General features: G+C 67.7%; 19 protein-coding genes. 7 read left to right on the forward strand and 12 right to left on the reverse strand.

Annotation, left to right across the window (positions count from 1 at the left end):
- Window positions 1-25: 25 nt before the first annotated feature.
- From efeU to efeB, 3 genes are read left to right on the forward strand one after another with little or no spacing between them, the layout of a single operon-like run.
- Complete coding sequence (gene efeU, locus AC3IMC_RS08220) at window positions 26-886, forward strand: iron uptake transporter permease EfeU (protein ID WP_490917929.1); 861 nt, start codon at window positions 26-28, stop codon at window positions 884-886.
- Window positions 887-916: 30 nt separating this feature from the next.
- Complete coding sequence (gene efeO / locus AC3IMC_RS08225; RefSeq protein ID WP_490917931.1) at window positions 917-2,113, forward strand: iron uptake system protein EfeO; 1,197 nt, start codon at window positions 917-919, stop codon at window positions 2,111-2,113.
- Window positions 2,110-3,480, forward strand: coding sequence for an iron uptake transporter deferrochelatase/peroxidase subunit (efeB, locus tag AC3IMC_RS08230; protein ID WP_490917933.1), 1,371 nt, complete (start codon window positions 2,110-2,112; stop codon window positions 3,478-3,480). The genes efeO and efeB overlap by 4 nt, the downstream gene beginning before the upstream one ends.
- 220 nt (window positions 3,481-3,700) lie before the next feature.
- Here efeB and htpX read toward each other — a convergent pair whose 3' ends face one another.
- Window positions 3,701-4,570, reverse strand: a complete 870-nt coding sequence (htpX, locus tag AC3IMC_RS08235) for a zinc metalloprotease HtpX (protein WP_490917935.1) — start codon at window positions 4,568-4,570, stop codon at window positions 3,701-3,703.
- A gap of 28 nt (window positions 4,571-4,598) precedes the next feature.
- Window positions 4,599-5,870, reverse strand: a complete 1,272-nt coding sequence (locus AC3IMC_RS08240; RefSeq protein ID WP_490917937.1) for an MFS transporter — start codon at window positions 5,868-5,870, stop codon at window positions 4,599-4,601.
- Between the two features lie 80 nt (window positions 5,871-5,950).
- Between AC3IMC_RS08240 and AC3IMC_RS08245 the strand changes: the two genes are divergently transcribed.
- The 3 genes from AC3IMC_RS08245 (at window position 5,951) to AC3IMC_RS08255 (ending at window position 8,696) form a co-directional block, all read left to right on the forward strand.
- The gene (locus AC3IMC_RS08245) at window positions 5,951-6,448 is read left to right on the forward strand and encodes a Fur family transcriptional regulator (protein ID WP_490917939.1); all 498 of its coding nucleotides are present in this window, start codon (window positions 5,951-5,953) and stop codon (window positions 6,446-6,448) included.
- Window positions 6,445-7,926, forward strand: a complete 1,482-nt coding sequence (locus tag AC3IMC_RS08250) for a catalase (protein WP_490917941.1) — start codon at window positions 6,445-6,447, stop codon at window positions 7,924-7,926. The genes AC3IMC_RS08245 and AC3IMC_RS08250 overlap by 4 nt, the downstream gene beginning before the upstream one ends.
- A 134-nt stretch (window positions 7,927-8,060) precedes the next feature.
- On the forward strand, window positions 8,061-8,696 hold the full coding sequence (locus AC3IMC_RS08255) for a DUF2461 domain-containing protein (protein WP_490917943.1): 636 nt from the start codon (window positions 8,061-8,063) through the stop codon (window positions 8,694-8,696).
- Between the two features lie 28 nt (window positions 8,697-8,724).
- Here AC3IMC_RS08255 and AC3IMC_RS08260 read toward each other — a convergent pair whose 3' ends face one another.
- The 10 genes from AC3IMC_RS08260 to AC3IMC_RS08305 all read right to left on the reverse strand — a co-directional run bounded on the left by AC3IMC_RS08260 (window position 8,725) and on the right by AC3IMC_RS08305 (window position 20,255).
- The gene (locus AC3IMC_RS08260) at window positions 8,725-9,330 is read right to left on the reverse strand and encodes a TetR/AcrR family transcriptional regulator (protein ID WP_490917945.1); all 606 of its coding nucleotides are present in this window, start codon (window positions 9,328-9,330) and stop codon (window positions 8,725-8,727) included.
- Window positions 9,331-9,452: 122 nt separating this feature from the next.
- Window positions 9,453-11,015: an amino acid permease gene (locus tag AC3IMC_RS08265; RefSeq protein WP_490917947.1), complete on the reverse strand. Its 1,563-nt coding sequence runs from the start codon at window positions 11,013-11,015 to the stop codon at window positions 9,453-9,455.
- A 175-nt stretch (window positions 11,016-11,190) separates the two neighbouring features.
- Complete coding sequence (locus AC3IMC_RS08270; protein ID WP_490917949.1) at window positions 11,191-11,598, reverse strand: DUF779 domain-containing protein; 408 nt, start codon at window positions 11,596-11,598, stop codon at window positions 11,191-11,193.
- Window positions 11,598-12,620 (reverse strand): alcohol dehydrogenase AdhP, encoded by a 1,023-nt coding sequence (gene adhP / locus AC3IMC_RS08275; protein ID WP_490917950.1) that lies wholly within the window; start codon window positions 12,618-12,620, stop codon window positions 11,598-11,600. Before adhP ends, AC3IMC_RS08270 begins: the two co-directional genes overlap by 1 nt.
- A 45-nt stretch (window positions 12,621-12,665) precedes the next feature.
- A complete protein-coding gene (gene exaC, locus AC3IMC_RS08280) occupies window positions 12,666-14,189 on the reverse strand; it encodes an acetaldehyde dehydrogenase ExaC (RefSeq protein ID WP_490917952.1) in 1,524 nt (507 codons plus the stop codon).
- 130 nt (window positions 14,190-14,319) lie between these two features.
- On the reverse strand, window positions 14,320-15,660 hold the full coding sequence (locus AC3IMC_RS08285) for a GAF domain-containing protein (RefSeq protein ID WP_490917954.1): 1,341 nt from the start codon (window positions 15,658-15,660) through the stop codon (window positions 14,320-14,322).
- 132 nt (window positions 15,661-15,792) lie between these two features.
- Entirely contained in the window at window positions 15,793-17,067 is a 1,275-nt protein-coding gene (locus tag AC3IMC_RS08290; protein ID WP_490917956.1) for a glycosyltransferase, read from the reverse strand.
- A complete protein-coding gene (locus AC3IMC_RS08295; protein WP_490917958.1) occupies window positions 17,067-17,678 on the reverse strand; it encodes a TetR/AcrR family transcriptional regulator in 612 nt (203 codons plus the stop codon). Before AC3IMC_RS08295 ends, AC3IMC_RS08290 begins: the two co-directional genes overlap by 1 nt.
- A gap of 61 nt (window positions 17,679-17,739) precedes the next feature.
- Complete coding sequence (locus tag AC3IMC_RS08300; protein WP_490917960.1) at window positions 17,740-19,170, reverse strand: FAD-dependent oxidoreductase; 1,431 nt, start codon at window positions 19,168-19,170, stop codon at window positions 17,740-17,742.
- Between the two features lie 89 nt (window positions 19,171-19,259).
- Entirely contained in the window at window positions 19,260-20,255 is a 996-nt protein-coding gene (locus tag AC3IMC_RS08305; protein WP_490917962.1) for a DNA topoisomerase IB, read from the reverse strand.
- Between the two features lie 105 nt (window positions 20,256-20,360).
- Between AC3IMC_RS08305 and rarD the strand changes: the two genes are divergently transcribed.
- Entirely contained in the window at window positions 20,361-21,380 is a 1,020-nt protein-coding gene (gene rarD / locus AC3IMC_RS08310; RefSeq protein WP_490917964.1) for an EamA family transporter RarD, read from the forward strand.
- The last annotated feature ends 53 nt before the right edge of the window (window positions 21,381-21,433 follow it).

The raw sequence follows: 21,433 nt of genomic DNA on the forward strand, positions 1-21,433 counted from the left end.
GGGCCGCGTGAGCGAAAGAATATCCATGACAGCCAACTTCCTGATCGGCCTGCGCGAAGGACTCGAAGCTACCCTGGTGGTGGTCCTGCTGATGGCCTACCTGGCCAAGACCGGCCGGCGCCACCTCATTCCCCGCCTGTGGGCAGGCGTGGCCGCGGCAATTGCCGTCTCCATCGGCTTCGGCGCCCTGCTGACCTTCGGACCCCAGGGCCTGACGTTCGAGGCGCAGGAGGCCATCGGCGGCAGCCTGTCCATCGTCGCTGTTGCCCTGGTGACCTGGATGGTCTTCTGGATGGCGCGCACGGCGCGGACCCTGGGCAGCGACCTCAAGTCGCGCGTCGACAGGTCCGCAGGCGGAGCAGGCTGGGGCCTGGCCGTCGTCGCCGCCATCGCCGTTGGCCGCGAAGGACTGGAAACGGCCCTGTTCCTCTGGGCGGCCGCCAAGGCGACTGGCGAGTCCACCCAGCCGCTGATCGGCGCCCTGTTCGGCCTTGCCGCCGCGGCAGGACTCGGCTACCTGCTGCACCGCGGCGTCCTCAAGGTGAACCTCTCCCGGTTCTTTACCTGGACCGGGGCGGCGCTGGTCGTGATCGCGGGCGGAGTCCTGGCCTACGGCATCCACGACCTCCAGGAGGCCCGCTTCCTGCCCGGCCTGCACGTCCTGGCCTTCGACGTCAGCGGCGCCGTCCCGCCGTCGTCCTGGTACGGCACGCTGCTCAAGGGCACCCTGAACTTCTCCCCCGCCACCACCTGGCTTGAGGCCGCCGCCTGGCTCGCCTACGTGCTGCCGGTGCTGTTCCTCTACCTGCGCACCAACCGCAAGTCACCACCCAGTCCAGCCGCTACCGGGAACAACGCTGCCGTCAAGGCCGTAGCGGCCGCCTGACCCCCTCCACCCGCACCTAAGGAAATCCCCATGCCTTGCTTCGCCCTGCCCAAAAACGCCCGCACCACTCCCGGCGCAAAGATCGCTTCGTTGGCAGCCGCCGTCGTGGCCGTCCCCCTCCTCGTCACCGGGTGCACTGACAACACCAAGGCCGCCGACGCCTCCCCGGGTGCCATCCAGGTGGTCAGCTCGGCCACCGAATGCAAGGTGTCCACCGGGAGCGTGCCCAGCGGCAACCTCACCTTCACCGTGAAGAACGAAGGCACGGAGGTGACCGAGTTCTACCTGCTGGCAGCGGACGGACTGCGCATCCTGGGCGAGGTGGAGAACATCGGCCCCGGACTCACCCGCAACCTCGTGGTCACTGCCCCGGCGGGCACCTACACCACCGCCTGCAAGCCGGGCATGGAAGGCGACGGAATCAGGGGCGCGCTGGAGGTGACCCAGTCCGGCAACCAGCCCTCCGCGGACGCGGACTTCCAGCACCTGCTTGACACCGCCACCGGCCAGTACGCGTCCTACGTCAAGGACCAGAGCGAACAGCTGCTCGCCGGCACGCAGCAGTTCGCCGCCGCCTTCGCCGCGGGGGACGCAGAGAAAGCACGGTCCCTTTACGCCGCCACGCGCCAGCACTGGGAGCGGATCGAGCCCGTGGCGGAGTCCTTCGGGGACCTCGATCCGCAGCTCGATGCCCGCGAAGCCGACCTGGAACCCGGCCAGGAGTGGACCGGCTGGCACCGTGCGGAGAAGGACCTCTTCCCGCCCGCGGACTACACCGCCCTGACCCCTGCCGAACGCGCGTCCATCGCCGACCGCCTGGTGGCCGACACCAAGGACCTCGTGGAGCGCACCCGCACCCTCGACTTCACCGCTGACAACCTTGGCAACGGCGCCAAGGAACTCCTCGACGAAGTCGCCACCGGAAAGGTGACCGGCGAGGAGGAGATCTGGTCGCACACGGACCTTTGGGACTTCCAGGCGAACGTCGACGGAGCCCGGATCGCCTTTGAGAACCTCCTCCCGGCGCTCCAGCAGAAGGATCCGGCCCTGGCCACGTCGCTGGACGAGAAGTTCGCGGCCCTGCAGGCCGAGCTTGCCACCCACGCCCAGGGTGACGGCTTCACCTCCTACGACAAACTGGCACCGGAACAGGTCCAGCGGCTCGCCTCCCTCGTGGACGCACTCGGGGAGCCCCTGTCCAAGCTGACGGCAGCGGTGGTCCTGTGACCGGCTGCCCGTTCGGCGGCCCGCCGCCGGCAGGAGCGGCAGCTTCGGAAGCCGGCGGTTCGGCCGGCGCGGCGGCACGCGCGGAACAGCCGACGGCGGGGCCGCGCGTCAGCAGGCGCGGCCTGCTCAGCCTCGCCGGGCTGGGCGGTGCAGCCGCCGGGCTTGCCGCCGGCTTCCTGGGGCACGACGCCGTCGCCGCCACTGCTGCCCCCGCGCCATCCGCCGACAGTCCCGTGGTCCCCTTCCACGGCGACCACCAGGCGGGCATCACCACTGCTGCCCAGGACCGCCTCCATATGGCGGCGTTCGACGTCACCACCACCAAGCGGGAAGAGCTGGTCCAGTTGCTCAAGGACTGGACCGAGGCCGCGGCAGCGCTGACCCAGGGCCGGCCTGCCGGGGCAACGGGTGCTGTGGACGGGCCCTACGGCGCGCCGCCGGAGGACACCGGGGAGGCGCTGGACCTGAACGCCGGAAAGCTGACCCTGACCTTCGGCTTCGGAGCCAGCCTGTTCGAAAAGGACGGTGCGGCCCGTTTCGGCCTGGAAGGGCGGAAGCCCGAGGCGCTGATCGACCTCCCGCATTTCCCCGGCGACGACCTCGACCCTGCCCGCAGCGGCGGTGACCTGGTGGTGCAGGCCTGCGCCGACGATCCCCAGGTGGCTGTCCACGCCATCCGGAACCTGGCCAGGATCGGATTCGGGAAGGTGCGGGTGCGGTGGTCCCAGCTAGGCTTTGGCCGCACGTCCTCCACCTCCCGCGCCCAGCAGACCCCGCGTAACCTGTTCGGCTTCAAGGACGGCACCAACAACCTCAAGGTCGAGGACCAGCAACTGCTGGACCAGCACGTCTGGGCCAAGGCTTCCCGGCCGGAGGACGGGTGGCTGGCCGGCGGCAGCTTCCTGGTGGCCCGCCGCATCCGGATGCACATCGAAATCTGGGACCGGACCTCCCTGGGCGAACAGGAAGGCCTGATCGGCAGGACCAAGGGAACGGGCGCCCCCCTCTCCGGCGGCGAGGAGTTCACCGAGCCCGACTTCGCCCGGCAGGGCAAGGGCGGCAAGCCACTGATTCCGCTCGATTCACATATGCGGATGGCCCACCCCGGCCAGAACAACGGGGTGCGGATGCTCCGACGCGGCTACAACTACACGGACGGTTCCGACGGCGTAGGCCACCTCGACGCCGGGCTGTTCTTCATCGCATTCGTCACCGACCCGCGGACCCACTACGTCCCCATGCAGATGGCCATGGCCAAGGGCGACACGCTGGCCGTGGAGTACCTCAAGCACACCGGATCGGGCCTGTTCGCCGTCCCCGGCGGAGTGAAGCCGGAGGGTTTCATCGGCGAAGGGCTCTTCACCTAGGGGCGCGTGGGGCTGCGGCATGACTGAGCCGGCGCCGCCCCGCCGTCGTTCCCGACGCGCAAAACTGATTCCGACACGCATATTCGCTGGCGCACCCGATATTTGGGGAGCGCCAGTGAACATGCGAGTCGAGGGGGAATTTGCGCGTCGAAGTGAAATGGGCGTGGACGAGTCGGAGGGACACGTCCGACGCCGGGTCCCGGTTACTGGGCTGGTTGGACTACTGCAGCGGCCGGCCCGCCATCCGTTCCAGCCGGGAAATCCGGTCGCGCATCGGCGGGTGGGTGGCGAAGAGCTTGTTGATGGCGCCGCCGCGGAACGGATTGGCGATCATCAGGTGCGAGGCGTTGACCAGCCGCTGGTCCTGCGGCAACGGCGCAAGGCTGACACCGCGCTCAATCTTGGCCAGGGCTGAGGCGAGCGCCAGCGGATCTCCGGTCAGCTGGGAGCCGTCCTCGTCGGCGTCGTACTCCCTGGTGCGTGAGATCGCCATCTGGATCAGCGACGCCGCGAAAGGTGCCAGCAGGGCCATCGCGATCATCGCCAGCGGGTTGGCGTTGCGCCGGTCGCCGCCGCCGAAGAACAGCAGCATCTGGCCCACGGAGGTGATCACGCCGGCGACGGCGGCAGCCACCGAGGAGGTGAGGATGTCGCGGTTGTACACGTGCATGAGTTCGTGGCCCAGGACCCCGCGGAGCTCGCGCGCGTCCAGGAGCTGCAGGATGCCTTCGGTGCAGCAGACGGCAGCGTTTTGCGGGTTGCGGCCGGTGGCGAAGGCGTTGGGGTTCATGGTGGGCGAGACGTAGATGCGGGGCATGGGCTGCTTGGCGCGGGCGGACAGTTCGCAGACGATCTGGTAGAGCTGCGGGGCCTGGGCTTCGGTGACGGGGAAGGCCTGCATGGAGCGGATCGCGATCTTGTCGCTGTTCCAGTAGCCGTAGAACGTGGTGCCGACCCCGATCAGCGCCATGATCCAGATCGGGGTGGAGTTGCGTGTTCCTGCGCCGATGAGCGCGCCCAGTCCGAGCAGCACCGCCCACAGGACGCCGAACAGGGCTGCCGTCTTCAGGCCGTTGTGATGGTTGTGCACGTTTCCTCCTAGCTCAAGGAACGGTCCGCTACGGCACCGGGTTCCGGGCGTCATAGTTGCCGAAGCCCGGCTGCAGTTTCGCCGCCGTCCACGCCCCCGCGATGCACAGCGCCCCGCCGAGCAGCAGGACCCAGCCCTCACTCAAAATCTTAGTCCCGCCGCCGGCCAGCAGGTCGCCGATGCGCGGACCGCCGGCCACCACCACGATGAACACGCCCTGCAGCCTGCCGCGCAGGTGGTCCGGGGCCGCGGCCTGCAGGATCGTGTTGCGGAAGACACTGCTGATCGAGTCTGCGATCCCGGCCAGCGCGCAGCAGATGGCGGCGGGAACCAGCCACGGTGTCACGCCGCCGTCCGGCGCGTGGCCGGCCAGCAGCACCACCAGCCCGAACGCTCCGATGGAGGCGCCCCACCCCATGACGGAGACGACGACGGCGGTCCCCTGGCGGCGCACCATTCCCAGCGGCCCGGAGAAGAGTCCGGCCAGGAAAGCCCCGACGGCGGTGCAGGCCAGCAGGATGCCCACGGTCGCCTCCCCGCCGCCGATGGCCAGGGCGGCGACGGCCGGCAACAGCGCACGCGGCTGGGCCAGGACCATGGCGATGAGGTCGATGATGAAGGTCATCCGCAGGTTGGGGCGGGTGCCCAGGAAGCGGAAGCCCTCGACGACGGACCGCAGCCCGGCCTTGCTGCGGGCCCCTGCCGGGGGCATCACCGGAAGCCGGTAGACCGCCCAGAGCACGAACGCGAAGCTGGCGAAGTCGATGGTGTACGTCCAGGCGAAGCCCAGCCACGCCACCAGGACACCGGCAAGCAGCGGGCCGGCTGTCATGGCAAGGCCCATGGCCAGCATGTTCAGGGCGTTGGCGGCGGGCAGCAGCTCCTTGCGGATGAGCGCCGGAATGATCGCGCTCCTCGCCGGCTGGTTGATGGCCTGCGCCCCGCTCTGCAGGGCCACGAGGAGGTAGAGGACCCAAACGCTGCCCAGCTGCAGCCAGGACTGGAGCGCGATGAGGCCGGTGGTCAGCCACAGCACGGTGGAAGCCAGCAGGGCGATGCGCCTGCGGTCGTGGGCGTCGGCGATGGACCCGCCCATCAGGCCGCCCGCCACCAGGGGAACCAGCGCGAAAACGCCCAGCAGGCCCACGTAGAAGCTGTCGTGCGTCAACCGGTAGACCTCAAGGCTCACAGCCACCAGGGTGAGCTGGCTGCCGACGGCGGACACCGCGGATCCCAGCCAGAGCCGGCGGAACGCCGGGCTTTCCTTGAGCGGCCGGACGTCGGCCAGAATCTTCCCCACCCGGCAACCCTAGCGGCAGCCGCGGACAGGTTAGCCACGCCTTATTGTGACTTACTAATAATAAGTGCTTCAATGGAGCCATGACGGAGCACTTCGACGGCCAGGAAGCATGGGCTGCGGCCCTGCGCGCCCATGGCCGCAGGGTGACCAAGCAGCGGCTTGCCGTACTGGCCGCCGTCGAACGACACCCCCACTCCCCGGCGGAAAGCATCCTGGCCGCGGCCCGGGCGGAACTGCCCGAGCTGACCGCCCAGTCCGTGTACGTCGTCCTCGGCGACCTGACGGACCTGCACATGCTGCGCCGGTTTGAGCCTCCCCACTCCCCCGCCCTGTACGAAACGCGGGTGGGCGACAACCACCACCACGCGATCTGCATCAGCTGCGGCCGGGTGGAGGACGTGGACTGCGCGGTCGGCCATGCCCCCTGCCTCACGCCCCACTGGAACCCGGACGCCAAGCCGATGACCATCCAGATCGCGGATGTCATGTACCAGGGCATCTGCCAGGACTGCCAGAAGGCCCAACAACTTCCTCCCCAGTCGTCCCTTACAAGAAACAAAGAAATAGGAGAACAATGACTGCCGTTTCAACAACCCAGTCAGGTGCGCCGGTTACTTCCGACGCGCACTCGAAGTCAGTTGGTGCCGATGGTGCCATCATCCTGACTGACCACTACCTGGTGGAAAAGCTCGCCCAGTTCAACCGTGAGCGGGTTCCGGAGCGCGTAGTGCACGCCAAGGGCGGCGGTGCATTCGGTACGTTCAAGACCACGGAGGACGTCTCCAAGTACACCAAGGCAGCGTTCCTGCAGCCCGGCGTCGAGACCGAGATGCTGATCCGTTTCTCCTCCGTGGCCGGCGAGAACGGCTCCCCGGACACCTGGCGCGACCCGCGCGGTTTCGCCGTGAAGTTCTACACCAGCGAGGGCAACTACGACCTCGTGGGCAACAACACCCCCGTCTTCTTCATCCGCGACGGCATCAAGTTCCCGGACTTCATCCACTCCCAGAAGCGCCTGCCGGGCACCCACCTGCGCGACGCCGACATGCAGTGGGACTTCTGGACCCTGTCCCCCGAGTCCGCCCACCAGGTCACCTGGCTGATGGGCGACCGCGGCCTCCCCGCCTCCTGGCGTGAAATGCAGGGCTACGGCTCGCACACCTACCAGTGGATCAACGCCGCCGGTGAGCGCTTCTGGGTCAAGTACCACTTCAAGTCCAACCAGGGCGTGAAGAACATGACCTCCGAGCAGGCCGAGGCCCTGGCCGGTTCCGACGCCGACTTCTACATCCGCGACCTGCACGAGAACATCGAAGCCGGCAACCTCCCCTCCTGGGACCTGCACGTCCAGGTCATGCCGTACGAGGACGCCAAGACCTACCGCTTCAACCCGTTCGACCTGACCAAGGTCTGGCCGCACGCGGACTACCCGCTGATCAAGGTCGGCACCATGGAGCTGAACCGGAACCCGGAGAACTACTTCGCCCAGATCGAGCAGGCCACCTTCGCGCCGTCGAACTTCGTGCCCGGCATCGCCGCGTCCCCGGACAAGATGCTGCAGGCCCGCATCTTCTCCTACGCCGACGCACACCGTTACCGGGTGGGCACCAACCACGCCCAGATCCCGGTGAACCAGCCCAAGAACGAGGTCCACAACTACAGCCAGGACGGCCAGGGGCGCTTCCTGTTCAACGCACCTTCCGTTCCGGTGTACGCACCGAACACGTTCGGCGGCCCGGCTGCAGTTGAACCGCAGAACGCTGCCGGCGGCTGGGAAAACGACGGCGAACTGACCCTCGCCGCGCACTCCCTCCACGCCGAGGACGGCGACTTCGTCCAGGCTGGCGCCCTGTACCGCGAGGTTTACGACGAGGCCACCAAGGCCCGCTTCCTCGAGACCATCACCGGCGCCGTGGGCGGCGTGAAGCGTTCCGACATCAAGGAACGCGCCATCCAGTACTGGACCAACGTCGACGCCGACCTCGGCGCCAAGCTGCGCGCAAACCTTGGTGCAGCTCCGCTCTCCGAGGCAGAAGCAGCCAACAAGATCGGCTAGTTACTGCCAGGATCTCTTCAGGACACCCCGCCCCGGGCTTCCGGGACGGGGTGTCCTGCTGTTTAAGCCTGCGGTTTTACACATACGGCACCGGGAGTCTGGCCGGTCACTGCAGGCAGTTCTAGGCTCCCTCCATGAACACATTCGCAGGCATCCCGCCGGAGGCCTTCCGGTTCTACGCGGAGCTGGAAGAGAACAACAACCGTGAATGGTGGCTGGGGCACAAAGACACCTATGACTCCGCCGTCAAAGAACCCCTCATCGAACTCCTCACCTGGCTGGAACCCGAATTCGGGCCGGCCAGGCTGTTCCGGCCCTACCGGGACGTCCGCTTTTCGCAGGACAAGTCACCGTACAAGACCGCGCAGGGCGCCTTCTCCACCCGGCAGGAGGGGGTGGGGTTCTACCTGCAGGTCAGCGCGGACGGGCTGCTGGTCGGCGGCGGTTACCACTCCCACACCCCCGCCCAGCTGGCCAGGTTCCGGGCCGCCGCCGACGCCTCGGCGAGCGGCGCCGCGTTGCAGGAGATCGTCGATGCCGTGGCCGGTGCCGGATTCACCGTCGAGGGCGAGAAGCTCAAGACCGTGCCCCGCGGTTTCGCCAGGGACCACCCGCGCGCCGAGTTGCTCAAGCACAAGTCGTTGTCGGCAGGGGTAAACATGGGCCGGCCCGAGTGGGTCTCCACGCCGGCAGTCCGGGACGAGGTCGCGGCAAGGTGGCGGCAGTTGCGGCCCCTCGTGGAATGGGTGGGGAGGTACGCGGCGCCATGACCGGCGCCCGGGGCACGCCCCGCCTGCGTCAGGCGCCCTGCGCTGCGGCGGCCAGGCGGGTGTCGAGGTTGTTGAAGAAGACTGCCAGCATCAGCTCGAACGCCTTGGTGGCGGCTTCCGGCTCGTTCATCACCACGAAGTCGAACTGCAGCCCGTAGAAGGTGGACGTAAAGAGCCGGGCGTCGGTGTCGGCATACTCCTCGGCGATCCCCTGCACCATCAGCCAGTCCCGGGTCTTGTGGTGCAGCAGGCGGAAGTTCTCCTGCGAACTCCCGCGCGGGTCGCCGGCAACGATGTCCTGTGCGGTCGCCTCGAATTCCAGCCTGGTCAGGTGGCGGTTACGCTGCGCCATGGTCCACTGCCAGGAGTCCAGCAGGAAGGCCCGCCATGCGTCGCGGTCGATGTCGCGGACGTCGGTGCTGCGCATCCAGTCCAGCCGGGATTCGATGGACGCAACGATCTCGTTGATGAGCTGGTCCCGGTTGCCGAAGTGGTACACCAGCACATAGGCACTCGTTCCCAGTCCCTCGGCGAGGCTGCGGAAGGTCAGCTCCGCGAGCGTCTTGTCCATCAGGTAGTCGAGGATGGCGGTGAGCAGTTCGGCCTTGCGTTCGGACCGGGTAGGGCGTGCCATGCTTCCATCCTAGGAGGCGGGCACCCCCGAGCCCGAAAACGCCAGGACCACCAGGAGCCGGAACGCGTCTGCCCGCCCGGGCAAAGTCCGGGCGGGCAGAACGGCAGGTGGGGCGGAGGAGGTCAGGCGCGGCTGAACTCGTCCTCGTCGTCACGGCCTGCAGTGGCAGCGGGCGCTGCCTGCGGTGCGCGGTTGACCGAGGCGCTTGCCTCGGCGAAGCGCTCATTGAGCCGCGAGTGCCGCTGGCCGTAGGCGAAGTAGATCGCCAGGCCGAGGACCAGCCAGAAGGCGAAGAAGATCCAGGTCTCCACGGCAAGGTTGGTCATCAGGTACAGGCACAGCACGGCCGAGACGATCGGCAGCACCTTGCCGAACGGCACACGGAATGCGGGCTTCAGGTCCGGGCGCTTCTTACGGAGCACCAGGATGCCGAGGCTCACTACCACGAACGCTGACAGCGTACCGATGTTGATCATTTCCTCAAGCAGGTCCACGTTGGTCAGTCCTGCCACCAGGGCCACAGCGGCGCCGCAGATGACCTGCAGGCGCACCGGCGTCGAACGCTTCTCGCTGGTCTTCGACAGCGAGCGCGGCAGCAGGCCGTCCCGGCTCATGGCCAGCACCACGCGGGACAGTCCCATGAGGAGCACCATGATCACGGTGGTCAGGCCCACCAGCGAACCGAAGGCGATGACCTTGGCGGCCGACGTGTCACCCACCGCCTCGAAGGCAGTGGTGAGGGTGGGGCTCTTGGCCTCGGCGAGCTGGGTGTAGGACACCATGCCGGTCAGGGCCAGGGAAACGAGGATGTACAGCAGGGTCACCAGGGCCAGGCCGCCGAAGATGCCGCGGGGCAGGGTCTTCTGCGGGTTCTTCACTTCCTCGGCCGAGGTGGCCACCACGTCGAAACCGATGAAAGCGAAGAACACCAGCGCGGCGCCGGCGAAGATGCCCATGGTGCCGTACTGGGCGGGTGCAGCCCCGGTGAGGAACCCGAAGAACGACTGCTTGAGGACGTCCGCGGCGCCGGTGCCGGCGGTGGGTTCGGCAGCGGGAACGAAGGGAGTGTAGTTCTCGAACTTCACGTAGGTGAAGCCCACCACGATCACGAACAGCACCACGCCGATCTTGATCAGGGTGAAGATGTTGCCGACGCGGGCGGAAAGCTTGGTGCCAAGCACCAGCAGCACCGTGAAGATGGCAACGATCAGGAAGGCGCCCCAGTACAGGTCCACGCCGCCCAGGGAGACGGCCGGCGGGACGTCCAGGCCGGTGAGGGCAAACACTTTGCTGAGGTAGATGCCCCAGTACTTGGCGATCACGGCAGCCGCGGTGAACAGCTCAAGGATCAGGTTCCAGCCGATGATCCAGGCGAGGAGCTCGCCCATGGTGGCGTAGGTGAAAACGTAGGCGGAGCCGGCCACGGGGATGGCAGTGGCGAACTCTGCGTAGCACATGATGGCCAGCGCGCAGGTGACGGCGGCCACCGCGAAGGACACGGTCACGGCGGGACCGGCGAAGTTGGCAGCTGCTTTGGCGCCAACGGAGAAGATGCCGGCACCCACTGCCACGGCGACGCCCATAATCATGAGGTCCCAGGTACTGAGGGAACGCTTGAGCTTGCGTCCGGGCTCATCGGCGTCGGCTATGGACTGCTCAATGGATTTGGTCCGGAGAAGATTCATTGGGGAATCACAATCCTGGTTTGTGATGGAAACAGACCTATCAACGATAGTGTCCATCCAGTGGACGGCCCCAATCGTCCCACATCGTGAGACGGTCAATTTTCCGAACTTTGTTCTGGAAACGTGTTCGGGGCCCTCCGAATGGAGAGCCCCGAACGTCTTTCGGCCGAATTGCTTAGCCCGGCCAGTCCATCAGCATGGAGCGGATGAGGAAGCGTTTGCCTTCCGGCGCCTCCACTGAGAACCCGCTTCCCCTGCCCGGGACCACGTCCACCGTGAGGTGTGTGTGGCTCCAGTATTCGAACTGCTCCCGCGACATCCAGAACTCCAAGGGCCGCGGGGCCAGGCCGTCGGACAGGTCGAACAGCCCGAGCAGGACATCGGAGCCGCCGGTGATGAAATCCCCTGCCGGGTAGCACATGGGCGAGGACCCGTCGCAGCAGCCGCCGGACTGGTGGAACATCAGCGGGCCGTGCCGGTCCCACAGCAGCCGCAGCAGCGTCACGGCGTCCGGCGTCAGCGCCACACGGGAGAACTCCTCCCCGGGCAGCGTCGCGGCGGCCTCGATCCCTTGGGCCGGCATCAGAACCTCAGGACCACGCGGCCGTCGATCTTGGCGTGCTTCATTTCGTCGAACACCGCGTTGACCTCGGAAAGCTCCCGCACGGACACCGTGGGGTGGATCTTGCCACGGGCGTAGAAATCCAACGCTTCCGCCAGGTCCTGCCGGGTGCCGACGATTGAGCCGCGGACCGTCAGTCCCTTGAGCACAATCTCGAAGATCGGCGCCGGGAAGTCCCCCGGCGGCAATCCGTTGAACACGATGGTGCCGCCGCGGCGGGCCATCCCGATGGCCTGTCCGAACGCTGACGGGTGCACCGCAGTAACCAGGACTCCATGGCAACCCCCTGTTTCACGCTGGATCACTTCCGCCGGGTCTTCATGCAGGGCGTTGACGGTCAGTTCGGCGCCGTGGGCCTTGGCGAGCGCGAGCTTGTCGTCGGCGATGTCCACGGCGGCAACCCGCAGCCCCATCGCCACCGCATACTGCACGGCGATATGTCCCAGTCCGCCGATCCCGGAGATCGTGACCCACTGGCCCGGCCGGGCCTCGGTCATCTTCAGCCCCTTGTATACGGTGACGCCGGCGCAGAGCACCGGCGCCACCTCGACGGGGTCGGATCCCGCCGGTATCCGCGCCGCAAAGCGCGAGTCCACGAGCATGTACTCCCCGAAGGAGCCGTCCACGCTGTAGCCGCCGTTCTGCTGGGCCTCGCAGAGGGTCTCCCAGCCTGTGCGGCAGTACTGGCAGTCGCCGCACGCGGACCACAGCCAGGCGTTGCCCACCAGGTCACCGATGGCGAGGTCGGTGACGCCCTCACCCAGGGCCACTACTTCACCCACGCCTTCGTGGCCCGGAACGAACGGCGGGGTCGGCTTGACCGGCCAGTCCCCTTCAGCGGCGTGGAGGTCGGTGTGGCAGACACCCGTGGTGAGTACCTTGATCAGTGCCTGCCCGGGCCCCGGCGTGGGGATGGCGATGTCCTGGACGGAGAGCTCGGTGCCGAAGGTGGTTACTACTGCTGCTTGCATTGTCGTCGTCATTGGCGAAATCCTTGCGTCGTTGTAGCGGAGGGAGGGCAGCAGGGCCTAGAAGAAGCCCAGCTTGTTTTCGTTGTAGCTGACCAGCAGGTTCTTGGTCTGCTGGTAGTGGTCCAGCATCATGGCGTGGTTCTCCCGCCCGATGCCCGAGGACTTGTAGCCGCCGAAGGCGGCTCCTGCCGGGTAGGCGTGGTAGTTGTTGACCCAGACGCGGCCGGCCTGGATTTCGCGGCCTGCGCGGTAGGCCACGTTGCCGTTGCGTGACCACACACCGGCGCCGAGGCCGTAGAGGGTGTCGTTGGCGATGCCCATTGCGTCGTTGTAGTCGCTGAATTTAGTCACCGCCACGACAGGTCCGAAGATCTCCTCCTGGAAGATCCGCATCCTGTTGTGGCCTTCGAAGACGGTGGGCTGGACGTAGTAGCCGCCGGCCAGGTCGCCGGGCAGTTCTGCGCGGGCGCCGCCGGTGAGGACCTTGGCGCCTTCCTGCTTTCCGATGTCGATGTAGGAGAGGATTTTCTCCAGCTGGTCGTTGGAGGCCTGGGCCCCCACCTGGGTGTCCGTGTCCAGCGGGTTTCCCTGGATCATCTTCTCCACCCGGGCCACGGCGTCGGCCATGAAGGAGTCGTAGATGTCCTCCTGGACCAGGGCGCGGGACGGGCAGGTGCAGACTTCGCCCTGGTTGAAGGCGAACAGCGCGAAGCCTTCCTGGGCTTTGTCGTAGAACGCGTCGTTGTCCTGGGCCACATCGTTGAAGAAGATGTTGGGGCTCTTGCCGCCCAGTTCCAGGGTGACGGGGATGAGGTTCTGGCTGGCGTACTGGCTGATGAGCCGGCCGGTGGTGGTTTCGCCGGTGAAGGCGATCTTGCGGATCCGGGAGCTGGAGGCCAGCGGCTTGCCGGCTTCCACGCCGAAGCCGTTGACCACGTTGACCACGCCGGCGGGCAGGAGGTCCCCGATCAGCTCCATCAGCACCAGGATGGAGGACGGCGTCTGCTCGGCAGGCTTGAGGACCACGGCGTTGCCGGCGGCGAGCGCGGGGGCCAGCTTCCACACGGCCATCAGGATGGGGAAGTTCCAGGGGATGATCTGGCCCACGACGCCGAGCGGCTCGTGGAAGTGGTAGGCGGTGGTGTCGTCGTCCAGCTGCGAGAGGCTGCCTTCCTGCGCCCGGACCGCGGAGGCGAAGTAGCGGAAGTGGTCGGCCGCCAGCGGCAGGTCTGCGTTGAGGGTTTCGCGGACGGGCTTGCCGTTGTCCCAGGTTTCAGCGACGGCGAGCATTTCCAGGTTTTCGTCGATGCGGTCCGCGATCTTGTTCAGGATGGCGGCGCGTTCAGCAACAGAGGTCTTGCCCCAGGACGGGGCTGCCTTGTGTGCGGCGTCCAGCGCCAGCTCGATGTCCTCCGCGGTGCCACGCGCCACCTCGCAGAACGCCTTCCCGGTGACGGGGGTGATGTTTTCGAAGTACTGGCCCTTCACGGGGGCCACCCATTCGCCGCCGATCCAGTTCTCGTACCGGTCCTTGAAAGAGACCTTCGAACCCTCGGTGCCGGGCTGTGCGTAAACGGTCATTGCTAGCTCCTTTGCTAATCCCAGGCTTTCGCCGTTGGAGCCAGCGTAGGAGCGGGCAGGTTGCAGCAAGGTTGCAACCGGGTGACGCACGTCACTGCAGCGATGGGAGCGCACGACGGCGCCCGCTGCCTCAGGCGCGGAGTTCGGCTTCCAGCCGTTCCAGGTCCGCGACCAGCGCGGCCCGCCGGGGCGAGCGCGGCGGCAGGAGGCGGAGCGCGGCCCGGCGGACGCCGACGTCGTCCCTTGCCTCCGGGAGTTCGGCGTACTTCAGCAGCGACTCGGCGCTGCCGTCCGTGAGGACTGCCTCGCGGAGCAGGGAGGAGACCCGGCTCCGCAGTTCGACGATGCCCGGCGCCTCCGAGCGCGGAAGCACCGCCCCGCGGTAGATTTCCAGGGCGATCCGGTGGGCCCCGCGCTGGAGGCAGCTCAATACCTGGCCGGCGTCCGGCACCACGTCGAGCGGGAGCCGGTAGGGCCGCGAGCCGGGCACGGCGTCCGGGTTGAGCTGCTGGAGGACCTTGCGCAGGCGGACCATTTCGGCCCGGAGCGTGATGGTGGACCCTTCCCCGGGGTACAGCAGGGTGCCCAGTTCCTCGGCCGAGAGCCCGTCCTTGTGGGTGCTGAGCAGTGCCATGATTTCGCTGTGGCGGGCGGACAGCGCAACCGTCTTGCCGGCCAGGCTGAGCAGCGCCTGGTCGCGGCCCAGCAGCTGCAGGCTGTTGCGGTAGAGGCTGCCTTCAGTGGCACCCGCGCCCTGCCTGGCCGCGGCAGCCGGGGACCGCCGTCGTACCGGCTTGCGTGCCAGGTCCGCGGCGAGCTGGAGCCGCTCCACGCGCAGCTGCGCCTGCGCGGCAGCGACGGTGGCCTCCACGAGCGACAGGGTGTGCGGCGCGACGGCGGTGGCCGTGCCGGTGATGTCCACGACGCCGAGCACCGCGCCGGAGTCGGGGTCGTGGAAGGGGACGGCGGTGCAGCTCCAGGGGTGGACCGTGCGCTGGTAGTGCTCGGCACCGGAGATCTGGATGCCGCGCCCCAGGGCGAGGGCGGTTCCGGGGGCGCTGGTGCCCACGCTGGCTTCGGACCAGTCGGCGCCGGGCACGAACATCATGCCCTCGGCCCGGCGCTGCAGCGCGGGGTCCCCGTCCACCCAGAGGAGGCGGCCCACTTCGTCGCCCACGGCCACCAGGAGTCCGCTGTCGTGGCTGGGCTGGACCAGGAGTTTGTTGATGACCGGCATGATCGCGGCCAGGGGGTGCTGCCGGCGGTAGTCCTCCAGCTCGTCCCAGTCGAGCGCCAGCGGCGCGGCGGGGTTGTCCGGGTTGGCCCGGAGGCTGGCGGAGCGCTGCCAGGACTCCCTGATGAGGTTGCGCAGCCCGGGCAGCTCCGGGGTGCCCCCGGAGGCGGCGTCCAGGTGCTCATGCCCGGCCAGCGCAGCGCGCTGGAGCGGTTCAGGCTGGAGCAGGTTCGTCATCGAACTCCCGTTGTGTGCAAGCAGGGGGCGGCCATTCCGGCCGTGCGCATCCGGCCCAGGGCCCGGGACCTGTTGTCCAGCTGCGCAGGGCTGGGGGTGCCCAAGCCAGCATAGCTGGACGAAAACTCCGTGTCATGGGTGTACCCGGACCAGCCCTTCCAGGGCGTCGGCCCCCGCTGCGGCTCCCCCCGCGGCCGTGAAGCCCGCGGCAACGCGGCGGGCCCCTTCCTTTTTCGCCAAGGCCTTCCGGACTGCCGCGCGGAGCGTGCCCGGCGTGAGGTTTTTGCGGCTGAGCCGGACGCCGGCGTCAGCCGCCACCACCCGCGCCGCGACCTCGTGCTGGTCGCGGCCGAAGGGCACCACCACCACCGGCACCCCCTTCGACAGCGCCTTTTGGGTGGCACCCATGCCGCCGTGGGTGACGGCCACGGCGGCATGCTCCAGTACCTGGCCGTGCGGGACGAAGTGTTCCAGCCGGGCATTCGCCGGAACGCTGCCGAAGCCGGCGGTACCGGATGCCCGTGCGGCACCGGCGGAGCCTGTTTCCGCCGCAGGCAGGGTGGCGACGACGGTGAAGGGCTCCGCAGCCAGGCCTTCCAGGGCGGCCCGCACGATGGCTTCGTCCGCCTGGTACTCGGACGACGTGGTCACCAGCACGACGGGCTCCACGGTGTCCCCCAGCCAGGCCGGCGGAGGCGACGGCGGTTCCCATGCCAGCGCCCCGATCATGCGGACGTCATCTCCCCAGTCAGGATGCGGGTACTCGAAGGGCTCCGAGGTGGTGACGAGCAGCAGCGGAGCGGTGCGGAACATCTCATCGGCACCCTTGACCGGGGCAAGACTGCCCCCGGACAGGTCGGCACGCAGCGAGTTGATGCGCGGCAGCATCAGTTTCTCGACGGCGCCCAGCACCAGGCGGCGCGCCAGCGCGTCCCGCGCCCGCCCCAAGGGCCCGGGCATGGGATCAAGCCCGGGACCGAACGGCGGGGTGCCGCGGGACGTCAGCGGAGGCGTGTACGGACTGAACGTGGCCCAGGGAAGGCCCGACGCTTCCGCCACGATGCGGGCACCCCAGGAATTGATGTCCACCACCAGCAGGTCCGGCTTGATGGCATCGATGGCGGCACGGAGATCGGGTGCGTCGAAGCGGGCACGGGCGGTGAAGGTCTCCACGCTGGAGGCCAAGGCAGCCCGCGCATTCCCTGCACGGTAGTCCACGGCTTCCACCGCGAGAAGACTGTCATCGACCGCTTGAGCCTGGAACCCGGCTTCGCGGAGCACCGGGATCTGCTGGCGGAGTGCGCACACGTGGACCTGGTGGCCGCGCCCTTTCAGCTCCAGGAGCAGCGGAACCATCGGAAAAAGGTGGCCGATCGCCGGCGACGTGTAGGCAAGGACGGTGGACATCAGGACCTCCGGGTGAAGGGCTCCAGCATTTCGAGTAGGGAGAGCGCCACCTGGTCCTTGCCCAGTCCCGCATCGAGGCGGAGCAGCTTCCAGGTGTAGACGTCGCACAGCGCGACGAACTGGGCGAGGCGGCGTTTCCGTTCCACCCCTGCCGGCACATAGTCGTCCGCCAGGAACGGCGCGAAGACGCGTTCACACCATTCCCGGTGGAGGCGCCGGCCGCCTGCCGTGATCCCCGCGAGGACCGGAGAATTTCCCTCCTCGGCCAGCAGTTTCAGGGCGAGGGCACCGGTGGTTTCGTAATGCTCCAGGAGGTTGTCGACGGCGGCAGGGACATCCCCCGAGGGGGCGGCGCCGCGTTCGGCGGCGACCGTGGAGGACGCGAACTCAGCGGTGGCATGGATCAGGCCCATCCGGTCGCCGTAGCGGCGGATGACGGTCTGGACAGTGACCCCCGCGCGGCCCGCGACGGCGTTCAGCGTCACGTCGGCGAGCGGCCCCTCCATGAACAGGTCCAGGGTTGCCTGCAGGATGCGGCGCCCCGTCTCGGCGGCGGAAGAAGCCCGCTTGGGCGAACTGTAAGCCCGGGTTTCAGCCGGGGCCGTATTCATGTTAATCAGACTAACCCGAATACGTTTCCGCAGCTAGGGGTTGTGGGGCGGAACCGGGGGGTTAGCCGCGGGAGATGCGGATCATCTCCTCGCGCGGCACCACCTTGATGCGTTCACGTACCACGTGGTCCAGGCCCTCGGGACCGGTCCAGGCCTGCCCGAGCCCGGCCTCGTGGGCGTCGAGCTTGTTCCAGCCCTCCCACGTGGTGTACTCGATGCCGCGTTCCTCAAGCAGGTCGATGATGGCCTGGGGATCGGGGTTTTGTGCCGCCGGGAGGTGCAGCCGGTCCTCGAGCAGGAAGCCAATGGTCTCCAGGGCGTCACCCTTGGTGTGCCCGATCAGCCCCACGGGACCGCGCTTGATCCATCCGGTGGCGTAGACGCCGGGTACGGGCGTGCCGGAGGCGTCCAGGACGCGGCCGCCCTCGTTCGGGATCACGCCGCGCTTGGCGTCGTACTCCAGCTCGTCCAGCGCGGAGCCGTGGTAGCCGATGGCCCGGTAGACGGCCTGGACCGGGTACTCCACGTACTCGCCCGTGCCCTTGGCGTTGCCGGTGCCGTCAAGCTGCATGCGCTCGAACTTGATGCCGCCCACCTTGCCCGTGCCGTCGTCGAGCACCTCGACGGGGCTGTGCAGGAAGTGCAGGTGCAGCCGGCGCGAGGAGGGGTTCTCGGACTCCGCGTGTTCCTCCACCAGCCAGTTCGTGAGGGTGTTCACCATGGTCTTGGTCTGGTTGTTGGTGCGGATGGCTTCATCAGAGGCCTCGTCGAATTCAAAGTCCTCCGGGTACAGCACGATGTCCACGTCGTTCATGTGGCTCAACTCCCGCAGCTCCAGCGGGGTGAACTTGACCTGGGCCGGGCCGCGGCGGCCAAAGACGTGCACGTCGGTCACCGGCGAGGACTTCAGGCCCTGGTAGACGTTGTCCGGAATCTCGGTGCTGAGCAGCTCCTCGGGATGCTTGACGAGCATGCGGGCCACGTCCAGCGCCACGTTGCCGTTGCCGATGACGGCTATCTCCCGGGCATCCAGCGGCCAGTCGCGTGGAACATCGGGGTGTCCGTCGTACCAGGACACGAAGTCCGCCCCGCCGAAGGACCCCTGGAGGTCAATGCCCGGAATCCCCAAGTCCGCGTCCTTGACTGCGCCCGTGGAGAAGATCACGGCATCGTAGAAGGCGCGGAAGTCGTGGAGGGTGAGGTCGCGGCCGTAGGTCACGTTGCCCAGGAAACGGATGTCGCCGCGGTCCAGGACCTTGTGCAGGGCGTTGACGATGCCCTTGATCCGGGGATGGTCGGGGGCAACGCCGTACCGGATGAGGCCATACGGCGCCGGGTAGGCCTCGAAGAGGTCGATGCTGACCTGGAAGTCGCCGTCCTTCACGCCGCTGGACTTGGTGAGGATGTCCGCAGCATAGACTCCTGCCGGTCCGGCGCCGATGATGGCGACGCGGAGGGGACGGTTGGCGGCGGTTTCGCTGAGGTTGGACACCGGGAGCCCTTCTGAACTGGTCCTGCACGAGGTTTCATGCTGCTGCGCAGCATCTGCCGCGCACCGTGCCATTCTAGTTGGCAGCCATGCTAATTCGCGGCGAGGGAGACCACTTTGCCTTCCCGGTAGAGGAGGGCCCGGAGTTCGGCTTCCGCCGAATCAAGCCGTTTCGGGTCGATGGTCTCCCCGGCGTGGTAGTGGTCCAGCACCCTGGGGTCGACGTAGCTTTTGCGGGCGATGGAAGGCGTGTTGCCCAGCGTCTCCGCAGCCTCGTACATGGCACGGCTGATGGCCCGCTTCCGTTTGGCGGCCGTCCGCTGTGCACCGGTCCGCGCCAGGCTGGCCGCCGCTGCAACGGTCCCCCGCAGTGTGCGGAAGTCCTTGGCCGTGAAGTCGGAACCTGTCCGCTCCTTCACGTAGGCATTGATGTCGGCGCTGGTGACCGGGCGCCAGGTCCTGCCGTCCTTGTAGGCCAGCAGCCGGGCGTTGGATCCCCGCCGCTTGAGCAGGCGCAGGAGGGCGGCGAGGTCGGCGTCGCGGATTTCCGATTCCCAGTCCTTGCCGCTCTTGGCGGGAAACCGCAGCATAATCCTGTCCTTGCGCACCTGGACGTGGGCGCACAGCAGGGTGGCCAGGCCACGGCTGCCGTTCTCGTTCGTATACCGCTCCGATCCCACTCGCAGGGATCCGCTGTCCAGCATCCGGAAGGCCGCCGCCAGGACGCGTTCGCGGGTGAAGCCCTCGCTGCGCAGGTCCATGGTGACCCGGCGGCGGGCGGCGGGCAGGGATTCGGCCAGTTGCAGCGACCGGTCGAACTTGACCCGGTCCTTACGTTCACGCCACTCGGGATGGTAAATGTACTGGCGGCGGCCCACCGCGTCGAATCCGGTGGCCTGGATGTGGCCATTCTCGAAGGGGGCAATCCACACGTCGGTCCAGGCCGGTGGAATGCCGATGCTCTCCAGTCGGTCACGGACCGGCCCCGGCGGCAGGGTGGAACCGTCAAGGTCCCGGTAACTGAAGCCCTTGCCGGCGGCCACCCTGCGGTAGCCGCGGCCCGAGGCGTTGCTGCGCCGGAGCCTCATGGGGCATATTCCGGCTGGAGGGCACGTGTCATGAAAGCAAGCCTACTGACTATTTTCCCGAATGCCCGCGTGCCTGCCCGGAATACCTGTCCGCCGGCTGGTGTTATGGGTTCCGTGCCAGCACCCGAAGGAACCCACGCCAGCCCAACAGCCATCTCCACTCGAGCAGTCGCGCCGGCGGGACAGCCGGGCCCACACCAGGTGGGCGGGGACACGACTGCGGGCATGCTGTTCGGCATCGGCGCGTACGTCATGTGGGGGCTGCTGCCGCTGTATTTCTTCATCCTGATGCCGGCGGGCGCGGTCGAGATCGTGGCCAACCGCGTGGTGTGGTCGCTGCTGTTCTGCGCACTCCTGATCACCGTCACCAAGTCCTGGCGTCTGTTTGCGGCCGCGCTCAAGGACCGCCGCGTCTTTGCCTCGCTGGCACTGGCGGCGTTCCTGATCGCCATCAACTGGCTGACCTACACGTACGGCGTCACCACCGGGCAGGCCGTGGAAACCTCGCTGGGCTACTTCATCAACCCGCTCGTCTCGGTGCTGCTGGGGGTGTTCGTGCTGAAGGAGCGGCTGCGCCCGCTGCAGTGGGCCGCCGTCGGCATCGGCTTTTTGGCGGTGGGCGTCCTCACCTATTCCTACGGGCAACTGCCATGGATCGCGCTGACGCTGGCCTTCAGCTTCGGCCTGTACGGCTTCGTGAAGAAGCGGGTGGGGCCGAAAGTGGACGCCGTGACCAGCCTGAGCGTGGAGACCTTGGTGCTGGCACCGCTGGCGGCGGTGGCGATGGTGGTCCTGGGGGCTTCCGGCAACTCCACGCTGACGTCCCAGGGCGCAGGGCATTTCTGGCTGCTGGTGGCGTCCGGCGTCATTACCGCCGTCCCCCTGGTGTTCTTCGGAGCCTCCGCCCGCCGGCTGCCGATGACCACCATCGGCCTGCTGCAGTACTTCGCTCCGGTGCTGCAGTTCCTGGTGGCACTGCTGGTGTTTGGCGAAACCATGACGGTTGAACGCTGGATCGGTTTCGGCGTGGTGTGGCTCGCCCTGGTGATGCTGACCCTGGACATGCTGGGGACGGCGCGCAGGAACTCGCTGGCACGCAAAGCCGCGCTGCACCCGGCCGCCTGACCCACTACTTCGGACGGGCCGCCGTCGTGGCCTAATCCAACTCCCTTAACCCA

Source organism: Arthrobacter sp. E70 (genome assembly GCF_058266945.1).

Coding starts and splice junctions, on each gene's coding strand:
- AC3IMC_RS08285 (WP_490917954.1), bottom strand. CDS start 15,660: ATGACGAACCTGCTCCAGCCTGAACCGCTCCAGCGCGCTGCGCTGGCC.
- AC3IMC_RS08270 (WP_490917949.1), bottom strand. CDS start 11,598: ATGCCGGCCCAAGGGATCGAGGCCGCCGCGACGCTGCCCGGGGAGGAG.
- AC3IMC_RS08265 (WP_490917947.1), bottom strand. CDS start 11,015: ATGAATCTTCTCCGGACCAAATCCATTGAGCAGTCCATAGCCGACGCC.
- AC3IMC_RS08295 (WP_490917958.1), bottom strand. CDS start 17,678: ATGAATACGGCCCCGGCTGAAACCCGGGCTTACAGTTCGCCCAAGCGG.
- adhP (WP_490917950.1), bottom strand. CDS start 12,620: ATGACGACGACAATGCAAGCAGCAGTAGTAACCACCTTCGGCACCGAG.
- AC3IMC_RS08290 (WP_490917956.1), bottom strand. CDS start 17,067: ATGTCCACCGTCCTTGCCTACACGTCGCCGGCGATCGGCCACCTTTTT.
- AC3IMC_RS08250 (WP_490917941.1), top strand. CDS start 6,445: ATGACTGCCGTTTCAACAACCCAGTCAGGTGCGCCGGTTACTTCCGAC.
- rarD (WP_490917964.1), top strand. CDS start 20,361: ATGGGTTCCGTGCCAGCACCCGAAGGAACCCACGCCAGCCCAACAGCC.
- AC3IMC_RS08245 (WP_490917939.1), top strand. CDS start 5,951: ATGACGGAGCACTTCGACGGCCAGGAAGCATGGGCTGCGGCCCTGCGC.
- exaC (WP_490917952.1), bottom strand. CDS start 14,189: ATGACCGTTTACGCACAGCCCGGCACCGAGGGTTCGAAGGTCTCTTTC.
- efeU (WP_490917929.1), top strand. CDS start 26: ATGACAGCCAACTTCCTGATCGGCCTGCGCGAAGGACTCGAAGCTACC.
- AC3IMC_RS08305 (WP_490917962.1), bottom strand. CDS start 20,255: ATGAGGCTCCGGCGCAGCAACGCCTCGGGCCGCGGCTACCGCAGGGTG.
- AC3IMC_RS08260 (WP_490917945.1), bottom strand. CDS start 9,330: ATGGCACGCCCTACCCGGTCCGAACGCAAGGCCGAACTGCTCACCGCC.
- AC3IMC_RS08255 (WP_490917943.1), top strand. CDS start 8,061: ATGAACACATTCGCAGGCATCCCGCCGGAGGCCTTCCGGTTCTACGCG.
- efeO (WP_490917931.1), top strand. CDS start 917: ATGCCTTGCTTCGCCCTGCCCAAAAACGCCCGCACCACTCCCGGCGCA.